The 10,733-nt window shown below is 32.9% G+C and carries 8 protein-coding genes; 7 read left to right on the top strand and 1 reads right to left on the bottom strand.

Annotation, left to right across the window (positions count from 1 at the left end):
• Positions 1 to 15 precede the first annotated feature (15 nt).
• The 3 genes from G9F70_RS22110 (at position 16) to G9F70_RS22100 (ending at position 5,210) form a co-directional block, all read left to right on the top strand.
• Positions 16 to 1,263: an exonuclease SbcCD subunit D gene (locus tag G9F70_RS22110; RefSeq protein ID WP_164943937.1), complete on the top strand. Its 1,248-nt coding sequence runs from the start codon at positions 16 to 18 to the stop codon at positions 1,261 to 1,263.
• Complete coding sequence (locus tag G9F70_RS22105; protein ID WP_164943938.1) at positions 1,250 to 4,843, top strand: AAA family ATPase; 3,594 nt, start codon at positions 1,250 to 1,252, stop codon at positions 4,841 to 4,843. Before G9F70_RS22110 ends, G9F70_RS22105 begins: the two co-directional genes overlap by 14 nt.
• A 97-nt stretch (positions 4,844 to 4,940) precedes the next feature.
• A complete protein-coding gene (locus G9F70_RS22100; protein WP_164943939.1) occupies positions 4,941 to 5,210 on the top strand; it encodes a DUF1294 domain-containing protein in 270 nt (89 codons plus the stop codon).
• Positions 5,211 to 5,731: 521 nt separating this feature from the next.
• Here G9F70_RS22100 and G9F70_RS22095 read toward each other — a convergent pair.
• Positions 5,732 to 6,529 (bottom strand): nitrilase-related carbon-nitrogen hydrolase, encoded by a 798-nt coding sequence (locus G9F70_RS22095; protein ID WP_164943940.1) that lies wholly within the window; start codon positions 6,527 to 6,529, stop codon positions 5,732 to 5,734.
• Between the two features lie 232 nt (positions 6,530 to 6,761).
• Here G9F70_RS22095 and G9F70_RS22090 point away from each other — a divergent pair, with 232 nt between their 5' ends.
• The 4 genes from G9F70_RS22090 to rfbA all read left to right on the top strand — a co-directional run bounded on the left by G9F70_RS22090 (position 6,762) and on the right by rfbA (position 10,720).
• Positions 6,762 to 7,598: a YihY/virulence factor BrkB family protein gene (locus G9F70_RS22090; protein WP_164943941.1), complete on the top strand. Its 837-nt coding sequence runs from the start codon at positions 6,762 to 6,764 to the stop codon at positions 7,596 to 7,598.
• Between the two features lie 789 nt (positions 7,599 to 8,387).
• A complete protein-coding gene (locus G9F70_RS22085; RefSeq protein WP_164943942.1) occupies positions 8,388 to 8,927 on the top strand; it encodes a UTP--glucose-1-phosphate uridylyltransferase in 540 nt (179 codons plus the stop codon).
• Between the two features lie 116 nt (positions 8,928 to 9,043).
• Positions 9,044 to 9,712: a sugar transferase gene (locus G9F70_RS22080; protein ID WP_164943943.1), complete on the top strand. Its 669-nt coding sequence runs from the start codon at positions 9,044 to 9,046 to the stop codon at positions 9,710 to 9,712.
• Positions 9,713 to 9,799: 87 nt separating this feature from the next.
• The gene (gene rfbA / locus G9F70_RS22075) at positions 9,800 to 10,720 is read left to right on the top strand and encodes a glucose-1-phosphate thymidylyltransferase RfbA (RefSeq protein WP_164943944.1); all 921 of its coding nucleotides are present in this window, start codon (positions 9,800 to 9,802) and stop codon (positions 10,718 to 10,720) included.
• Positions 10,721 to 10,733 lie beyond the last annotated feature (13 nt).

The raw sequence follows: 10,733 nt of genomic DNA, 5'->3' as shown, positions 1-10,733 counted from the left end.
AAAGGGGAGAATAAAATGAGAATACTTCACACCTCCGATTGGCATCTAGGAAAAACCTTAGAGCAATTCAGTAGGCTAGAGGAACAGGAAGAATTTCTAGAGGAATTTATAGAGATAGTGGCAAATAATAATATAGATTTAGTACTTATAGCTGGGGATATCTATGACAATGGTAATCCTCCAGCAAAGGCAGAAGCAATGTTTTATAGTACCCTTAAGAGAATCACCAGTAGTGGTAAAACAGCAGTGCTTGTAGTAGCAGGAAATCATGATAATCCAGAGAGGCTAGTAGCAGCTAGCCCCCTTGCTTATAAGCATGGAGTAATACTTTTAGGAGAACCAAAGAGCATAGCCAGAGAAGGCGTATTTGGAGAAGTTAATTTTGAAATGGAACATGATTTTGAAATAATAGAAAGTGGCGAAGGCTATTTAGAGCTTAGTATAAGAGGGGAGAAGGCAGTTATTATAACGCTGCCCTACCCAAGTGAGAAAAGGTTAAATGAAGTGCTTTCAATGGGGTTAACTGATGAAGATAGGCAAAAAAGCTATTCTGATAGAATAGGGCAACTATTTGAGAAGCTATCCACTAAATATAGAGATGATACCGTAAATCTAGCAGTATCTCACCTTTATGTTATGGGTGGAGAGGAAAGTGCTTCAGAGAGAAGTATACAACTGGGTGGAAGTCTTTCAGTTTCCCCATTGAAATTTCCGGAAAATGCTCAGTATTCAGCCCTGGGGCATCTTCATAGACCACAAAAAGTACCAGGAACTAAGGGGAAGATAAGATATTCCGGGTCCCCAATTCAATATAGCAAAAGTGAAATAAACTATAGCAAAGGCGCATATCTTGTAGAGGTTAAAGCTGGCGAGGAGGCGGAAATATCACAACTTCTATTTAGAAATTACAAGCCTATAGAAGTATGGAAATGTAGTAGCGTGGAAGAAGCATTAGAAAAATGCATAGCAGAAAGCCAGCGAAACATTTGGGTATACCTTGAAATAAAGACCAAAGAAATAATCAGTACAGAACATATAAAGGAAATGAAAAAAAATCGCCGTGACATAGTTTCCATACAGCCAATACTAGAAGGCCTAGAAAGGGAAGAAGATTTAGCGGAAGGTCTAAGGGAAAAATCTATGGAAGAATTGTTTAAAGAATATTTTATAAAGGAAAAATCAGGGCTAGAGCCTTCAAAAGAGTTAATGGAGTTATTCTTAAGTATAGCAATAGAGGGGGATACGGAAAATGAAACCAGTTAATCTTAAAATAAAGGGTTTGAATTCCTTTGTAGAAGAGCAAACTATAGAGTTTTCAAGGCTTACAGAGAAAGGACTTTTCGGTATCTTTGGTCCCACAGCTAGTGGCAAATCTACCATCCTAGATGGTATAACAATAGCTCTTTATGGAAAAGTATCTAGAGAAACCAAGGAGTTTGTAAACACAGAAACAAATATGGTAGAAATAAGCTACGATTTTGAAATAGGCCTTGGAAAAACTCGAAAGCTGTATAGAGCAGAAAGGTGCATAAAGAGATTAAAAACTGGATATTTTAAAACTGCCTATGCAAGGCTTATAGAAATAAACAAAGAAAACTCAGAAGAAAATAAAGTGCTAGCAGAAGGACCAAAGGACGTAGAGGAAAATATTATAGATATTATAGGACTAAAAGTTGAGGATTTTACACGATCAGTGGTACTACCTCAAGGTAAATTCAATGAATTTTTAAAGCTTACAGGAAAAGAAAGAAGAAATATGTTAGAGAGAATATTTGCCTTAGAAAAATATGGAACAAAGCTCTATGAGAAAATAAAAAGAGTTAGAAATGAAAACTTAATAACAAAAAATGAGCTAGAGGGAGAAATGAAGGGCTATGAAAATGTAGGACAAGAGGCCCTTAGTGAGATAACTCAGACATTAGCCCGTTTAAAAAAAGAAGAAAGTGATCTTAGGACTCAGAAAAGTGCAGTAGATAAACAGTACGAGCAGTACAAAACTCTCTGGGAGCTACAGGAAGAAAAAAAACAGTATGTAAATAAGGAAGTCCAGCTAAAACTTCAGGAAGAAGAAATTAAAAATAAAATTGAAAAGTTAACTAAAGGAAGCGCAGCAATAAAGGTAAAACCCTTTATTGACAATGTAATTGAAATTAAAGAGAGTTTAGCTAAAAATAATTTCACTCTTCAAAAATTAAACAATGCTTTTTTAGTTTTATGTGAAAGGCTAAATATAACAAAAACCTCTTATGAGGGGGCATGGATGGATAAAAACAATAAACTTCCTGGATTAATTGAAAGGGAAGTAAGCCTTAAACAAGCTATAACTATTGAAGAAAAAATAAATTATCTGGCTGAAGAAAAAGCTATTCTTTTAGAACAACATAAAGTACTTATGACAAATATAAATGAAAATAATTTAAAGTACAAGCTAATAGAAAGTAATAAAGCAGTAGCAGAAAACAAACTAAAAGGTACAGAAGAAACTCTAAATGAAATAGAAATATTGCCAGAATATAGGGAAAAACTGCAGAATACCTATAACATTGAGCTAGAAGTTGACCTTGCCATAAAAAATGTAGATATACTTAAAAATAAAGAACAAGCATCTCAAAAGTCTATATTTATAACGGAGGGAATGCATAGTGAAGCATTGCTGCTTCAGGAAAATAGTAGGAATAAATTAGTGGTTTTACGAGAAAAAACCGTGGAACTTACGAATAATTTCCCGGGAGATAGTAATTTGTTGTTAGATAGGCAAGACGCTTATAGCAAACTTCAGGATACTCTAGAAAAAGCTGTAGAAAACCATAAAATAGTGGGTGAGCTTAAGGGAAGATATAATATTATTAACACTGAAAGTGAAAAAGTTAGCTTAGATTTAAAAAACAGGTCAGAAACTATAGAAGTGGCTAAAGCTCAGCTTAAAAACATAGAAGGTGAAATAAAAGATATAGAACTAGGGGGCATGGCAGCAGTTCTAGCTTCCAATTTAAAACAAGGAGACCTATGCCCAGTATGCGGATCGGAGCATCATACGCATTTAGCACAGGCATCATTAAACACCAACTTAGAAGAATTAAAAAATTTAAAGCAAAATGGAGAGCTAAACTTAGAAAAACTCGCTAAAGAACTTCAAAAGGAGCAGATTAAAGCAGCGGAATTTTTAAGAGATGCTGAGCATATAAATAAGAGCCTTAGAGAGGTTTCCGAAAAGCTCCAAGGCGTAAATATCTTGGAATTACAAGAGCAGAAGAGTATAAGCGAAAAGGAATTAATTAAGTTTAGAGAAAACACAGAATCTTACAATAAGCAAAAAACTGAGCTAGACTTAGCCTTAGTTGTGCTACAAAATGAAAAAAGCAAAGTAGACCTTTCGGAAGCTAGGCTTTACGAAGGTTTGAAAAAGGAAAAGGAAGCACTAATAGCAATAAATGTAGATTTATCTATTGCTACAGAAAGTATAAAGATACTTCAGAATAAGTACATGCTTTTAAAAGAAGATTTGCAAAGAGAAGAATATGCCCATAAGCAAAGGGATAGTATAAAAAACCTATCCATAAGTGAAAAAATAAAGCAACTTAAAGCCAGGGACAATGAAGTAATAAAGCTAACTTCTACAGCAAGGAAGTACAGAGCAGAGTTAGTAATACTAGAAAAGCAAAGAGATGAAGTGGATAAAATATTAAAGGGCCTTACTACCTCAAAAACAGAAATAGAAACCAGTGGCAAGGAAAAAAGAGCAGAAATAGAGCGTTTGACTATTCAAATTGTAGAACTCTGTGGATTCAAGCCTTCAAAAGAATTAACCCCTAAAATTGAAATAGAAAAGGTAAAAAGTGAAATCAAAAACATAACGTTGAAGGAGGCAAATTTAAAAGAAGTTTTAGAAAGAGAAAATATAGAAAAGCAAAATGTGGAGACTCAGAAGACTAGTGAAGAAAAGGAAAATACAATGCTTTTAAAACTATTAGTTATAGGAGAAGAAAAATTAAAGATATCTCTTAGTGAAGATTCCTTTGAAAACACTGATTTAGCTATTCAATATTTAATTTCCAAAGAAGATTTGATGATTTTAGATGCTGAAATAAAACATTATGAAGAGGTGCTTCGTAGAATTCTAGATAATTTGCAAAGAGTAGAAAATCTTCTTTGCGGAAAAGAAATAGACCCTAATTTTTGGGAAGAATTAAAAGAAAAAAGACAAATACTACAAAATGTTTTAGAAGAAAAAAATAAGGCTGTAGGTGTTGAAAATCGTATCTTAGAGGAAATGGAAAGAAAGTTAAAAGAATTTGCAGCTCTTATAATAAAGCGTAGCGAAGTAGAACATATGCTAGGTCTTTTAAGAGAACTTGACACCTTAATTCAAGGGAATAAATTTGTAGAATATGTAGCAATGAAGCAGCTAAAATATATATCATTGGAGGCTTCAAAACGTTTGAAGGAAATAACAAGAGGTCGTTATGCCTTGGAGCTTGACGCTGATGGAGCTTTTGTAATGAGGGATGATTTCAATGGAGGAACAAGACGCGAAACCAACACCTTGTCCGGAGGAGAAACCTTCTTGACCTCATTATGTCTTGCACTTGCACTATCCTCACAAATTCAATTAAAAGGAAGTGCTCCACTAGAATTCTTCTTTTTAGATGAAGGTTTTGGAACTTTAGATACAGATCTTTTAGAAATAGTAATGAATTCACTAGAAAAGCTCCATTCAAGTACGCTTTCTGTGGGGATAATAAGTCATGTGGAAGAGCTTAAGAATAGGGTTCCTATAAAGCTAATAGTAACGCCTGCAGAGCAGGGACAGGGAGGGAGCAAGGTTAAACTCGAGTATACTTAAGGCATACAATTTCGCTTGCGTTAATTGCAAACGAGCTTGAAACGTGAAATTTGATTAAGAAATTCTAACCTTTTGCCAATTAAATTGGAGGGAAAACATGAAATTATTTTTATATTATATTTTAGCTATTAATTTATACGGTATTTATGTGATGTATTCAGATAAGAATAAATCACAAAAGAAGAGATGGAGAACTCCAGAAAGGACTCTTTTTACTGTAGCTTTTGCTTTTGGTGCTTTGGGTATATTTATGGGTATGCAATTATTTAGGCATAAAACTAAGCATAAAAAGTTTGTGATAGGAATACCTTTAATACTGATAGTTCAAGTGTTTATATCCTTTGCATATATTTATAAAATACTGTAAGTTCCATAGTTTAAGCTTTGAAATTATACCCTTTTGAGGATATAATAAAGGTATAATTATAAAGAATACACAAGATATAATAGAAAGGTGGTAATAGTGTGGACAAGGAAACCATGAAGATGTTAGTGTGATAAAAAGTGCTGTAAAGCATATTTCAAATGAGATTGCAGATGTAAGTGAAAAAATTGAGTATATCGGTATGAAAGAACTGAATAATGAACGCGATCTTTTCATGATGAAAAAGAAACTTTCTCAATAGAATTAAAAATTAGACTTATTTCGTACCTGTGTATAACTATTTTGTGAAAGCGAATAGATTCCAGAAAAATGGGAAAAATTATCACTGCTTGCCTTATTGAATGTATATTTAAACAAAGTTATCCTCTTTATGTGGATAACTTTATTTGAATTGTGGATAAATTTTTAATTATCTGAAAATATATTATATAAAAATATATTATAATATTAACTTTTATCTATTGAAATAATCTAAATTTATTAATTTATTGAAAAAAATTCCTTCATTTGGAGCCTTGAATAGCACTTAAATACAGATTATAATACAGCCCGTCTTTTCTATCTTCTTTAAGGCTAAAGTTATTTCTAATATGAGATACATCTGACTTGCAGATATCAGCTATAATTAGACCATCTTCCATATATAAACTACTTATTATATTTCCTAATGGATCTATAATCATGGAGTCACCGCTGTAGGTCAATCCATTTCCTTTGCCGACTCGATTCACACCTGCTATATAACATTGGTTTTCTATGGCTCTTGCTTTTAGTAGGGTAATCCAGTGTTCACGGCGACCTAGTGGCCAGTTAGCTGCTACGGTAATTAAAGTGGCGGGTTTTGAAGCTATCTGAAAGACTTCTGGGAAGCGCAAATCGTAGCAGATGAAAGGGGCAATAGTAAAATCGAAAGCGTTAAAAAATTCTATTTGGTTTCCGCTTTGGTAAAATTCAGGTTCTCCTCCAAAGGAAAAAGGATGAATTTTTGTGTAGTTTACAAGTTCTTCTCCAGAGGGAGCAACTACAGAGTATTTATTTTTACTATTAGTGGTGCCTTCTACATATCCAAATCCTATAAAAATATTAAATTTAGAACTCATTTCCTTAAAGAATTCTGTGGTTTCATTATTATTTTCTCCTATTAAAGAAGTATTCATAGAGAAGCCCGTTAAAGTCATTTCAGGGAAAAATATCATATCTACCTTTTCAGTAGATGCCTGTTTTATAAATTGTAATGTAGTTTCTTTGTTAATAGCTTTATCTTCCCATGCAATATCTACTTGGGCTAGTGCTAATTTCATATTAACATCCCCTCTTTAATTACTAATAATATCTTGCTATAATACATATTATAACAGAAGAAGGATAGAAGGCTAAGTTTGAAATTTCTTCTGCGTTAACTACATAAGATTATGCATATTTATATCAAAGGCAATGATAGTTGAAATCATGTAGAATAATCTACTATCATAACATTCTACATGTGGAACCTTCATATGCTATTTTAAATAGAAAGAGTGAAAGGTGGCTTATATGTTTAAAAATTTAAAAAAACTTGTATCAAGGGTTATTGATGATGATATTACTGCCTTGGCAGCTCAAGTTACCTATTATTTATTGTTATCTTTTTTTCCTTTTTTATTACTACTACTTAGTATGCTAGGCTATAGTGATTTAAAGAGTAATGATGTGTTGGTATATTTAAGCCAAATATTGCCCAAAAGCACTTTTGATTTAATTTACACTACAGTTATAGATGTGTTTGAAAAAACAAGCGGGAATTTAGTATCGCTAAGTATAATAGGTTTAATTTGGACTGGGTCTAGCGGGTTCAGAGCTATAATAAAGGGATTAAATAAGGCCTACGATGAAAAAGAAACAAGATCTTACTTAAAAACTCTAATTATATCTATATTGTTTATGGTAGGACTTGAAGTGGTTATTATAGCTGCAGTAGGATTAGTTGTATTTGGACAAATGATAGGTGGAACGATTGTAACGAAATTTCCTGTATCCAGTAAGTTTATATTAAATTGGGACATCATAAGGTACTTGGTAACTTTATCTGGGATGGTGTTTATATTTGCATCATTGTACCATTTTACTCCTTGTAGGAGACTTACATGGAGAGAAGTAATGCCAGGAGCGACATTTAGTACTTTAGGATGGTTGTTATCTTCTTTAGGATTTGCTTATTATGTGAATAACTTCAATAACTATTCTAGTGTATATGGTGGTATAGGAGGAGTGATAGTGCTTATGCTGTGGCTTTATATTACTTCTATTATAATATTACTAGGGGGAGAGGTTAATGCACTGTTAGCATTTGAAAGAGAAGGTAAAGAAAAACCAAAGTGCAAGAAGTATTAAAAATATCCTGCGTGACTTGCAATAAGAGCTCGAAACGTGAAATCCCATTAAGAAATTCTAATCTTTTGCGAATATAAAATTCTCTAGCGCTTACATTCGGCGTCCTGCCTCAGGTTCGCTAGCCTGACTTCCTGTCAGGCCCACGAGAATTTTATATTCGCAAAAGAAGAATTTCTAAATGGAATTTCAATGTTTTTTCGCTTCTTTATTGCAAGTCACTCAGTCTAAAATTCATACTTATTGTACTCACAAGGAAAGGGAAAGACCACGAAGAAGATACCCTATTCTTTTGCTTTTTTATTGCAAGTTACTCTTGACAAATTCCATGTTTACTATTTATTAAAACAAGAAAAGAATCAGAATTTAAAACTTCTGATTCTTTTTTGCGTTTAGCTAGATTTAATGACATTTATAGAATGATTTTAATTAATATTAAAATAAAATAGAAAATCATGTTAAAAAGATGAAAAAACGAACGGTTTATGTCGTAAAAGTTACAAAACATATAAATTTAATAAAAACTTAACACACATTTTGTAATATTATGATATACTCTACCATATGGTAAAAACAATGCTGTGTTTGACAATTTATTTAATTGAATATAAAAATAAAAAATAATTATCACAAATAATTATGTAAAAAGAGAATAAAATATCACATTAAGTCGATAAATGTATAAATATAAGATATTAACATGCGGCATTTAGAGAGTAATTAGACTTGTGAAAATAAGAATTATAACTATGTTTAAAAAAATAACTTACATAAGAAAAGGAGAAAATTTATATGAGAGTTAGAAAAGCTATTATACCAGCAGCAGGACTTGGAACAAGGTTCTTACCTGCTACAAAGGCATTACCTAAAGAAATGTTACCTATAGTTGATAAGCCTACAATGCAATATATTATAGAGGAAGCTGTTGAGGCTGGGATAGAAGAAATATTAGTTATTACAGGAAGAAATAAAAAGTCTATTGAAGATCATTTTGATAAATCAGTAGAACTAGAGCTAGAACTAGAAGATAAACATAAAGATGACCTTCTTAAACAGGTTAGAGATATATCAAACATGGTGAATATACACTTTATAAGACAAAAGGAACCTAAAGGACTTGGGGATGCTATTAATTGCGCAAGAGCCTTTGTAGGCAATGAACCTTTTGCTGTTATGCTAGGTGATAAATTAGGATTTCTTGAGGCCACAGTTGAGTTTGCTTTAAAAAGAGCTGATTTAAAAGTTCCATTTATGGAGTATCTTCAAACTTTAAAATATAATGAGAACTTTAGGAGTCTATATGAAGAAGTAATAAGAAGTGGCAGTTTCTAGGAATGAAAAGTTAAGAAATATGAATTCTAATACATACTCAAATAGCAAAAGGTATTGCAATTAGCTTAAGATGATTTATCACTTATTTGCGTAATCCTAAAAAGGAGGAAATATAGATGCAAAAATCACAAAGAAATTCAAGAGTTACACAGGCTTCGACTGCTGCTGAATATGAGAAAAAACTAGGATATTTTATAATCAAAAGGATAATTGATATTATAGGTGCTTTATGTGGAATTGTATTAATAAGTCCAGTGATGATTGTTGTTGGCATTTGGATTAAATTAGATTCAAAGGGGCCTGTTTTTTTTGCTCAAATTAGGGTTGGTAAAGATGGCACACAATTTAAAATGTACAAATTTAGGTCTATGTGTTCAAATGCAGAAGGTCTTCTAGGAAAGCTTCAAGGTGAAAATGAGATGTCAGGACCTATGTTTAAGATAAAAGAGGATCCTAGAATAACTAAGGTTGGTAAGTTCGTACGGAAGACAAGTATAGATGAACTCCCACAACTTTTTAACATATTAAGAGGCGACATGTCCTTAGTTGGGCCAAGACCGAGTTTGCCCAAAGAAGTAGTGCAATTTACATCTTTTCAAAGACAAAGGTTAATTGCAAAACCGGGGTTAACTTGTTATTGGCAGGTAAGAGGAAGAAATAATATTTGCTTTGAAGAATGGATGGAAATGGATGTTGAGTATTTAATAGATAGAAATACACTTGTAGATATAGGACTTATATTCAAGACGGTGGGAGTGCTATTTGGGGATGAGAAGGCTAGCTAAGATTGGCGCTGAATTGAAAGTGGAGAGTTTTTTTAAAAGAATAATGGTTTTTTGGTTAAAAGATTAGTAGAGGGAGGAAACATAGTTATGAAAGGTATTATATTAGCTGGAGGGTCAGGCACAAGGCTCTACCCGGTTACAAAAGCGTTATCAAAACAAATGGTACCCATATATGATAAACCAATGATCTATTATCCTATGTCCGTTTTAATGTTAGCTGGGATAAGGGAAATATTAATAATTTCAACACCGAGAGATTTGCCAGGTTTTATGGAGCTATTTGAAGAGGGAAGTAAAATTGGACTCAAAATAGAATATGCTATTCAAGAAGCACCAAATGGACTGGCGGAAGCCTTTATAATCGGAGAAAAATTCATTGGTGATGATAAGGTAGCGATGATACTTGGAGATAATTTATTCTGGGGACAAAGTTTTACAAAAAGTCTAAGCAGGGCTGCGGAACTTGTGGAGGGAGCTGTGATCTTTGGATACCATGTTAAAAATCCAAATTCTTTTGGAGTTGTTGAGTTTGATAAAGATGGAAATGTACTTTCGCTAGAAGAAAAACCTGAAAATCCAAAGTCAGAATATGCCATTCCAGGACTATATTTTTATGATAACACTGTTGTAGAAAAAGTTAAAAAATTAAAACCCTCGGAGCGAGGAGAACTTGAAATTACGGATTTAAATAGAATTTATATGATGGAGGGAAAACTTAAGGTAAACCTACTTGGAAGAGGACTTGCTTGGCTTGACACAGGAACTCATGCGAGCATGCTTAAGGCTTCAAATTTTGTAGAAGCGGTGCAAAGCACTCAAGGTACATATATATCCTGTCTTGAAGAAATTTCCTATAGAAATGGTTGGATAACTATGCAAGAACTCAAAACATTAGCACAACCACTTTTGAAAACTGGTTATGGGACTTATTTAATGGATATTGCTATGGAATATAAAAAAGCAAGTAAAGAAGCAATAAAAGAAATAGCTGCTTGTTCCGGGGTATAAAATCAAAAGGTAT

The sequence above is a fragment of the Clostridium sp. FP1 genome (assembly GCF_011065975.2).
GTDB lineage: Bacteria > Bacillota > Clostridia > Clostridiales > Clostridiaceae > Clostridium_AD > Clostridium_AD tagluense.
The sequence above is the reverse complement of the archived record's forward strand: the minus strand, read 5'-3'. Positions and strand labels throughout refer to the sequence as shown.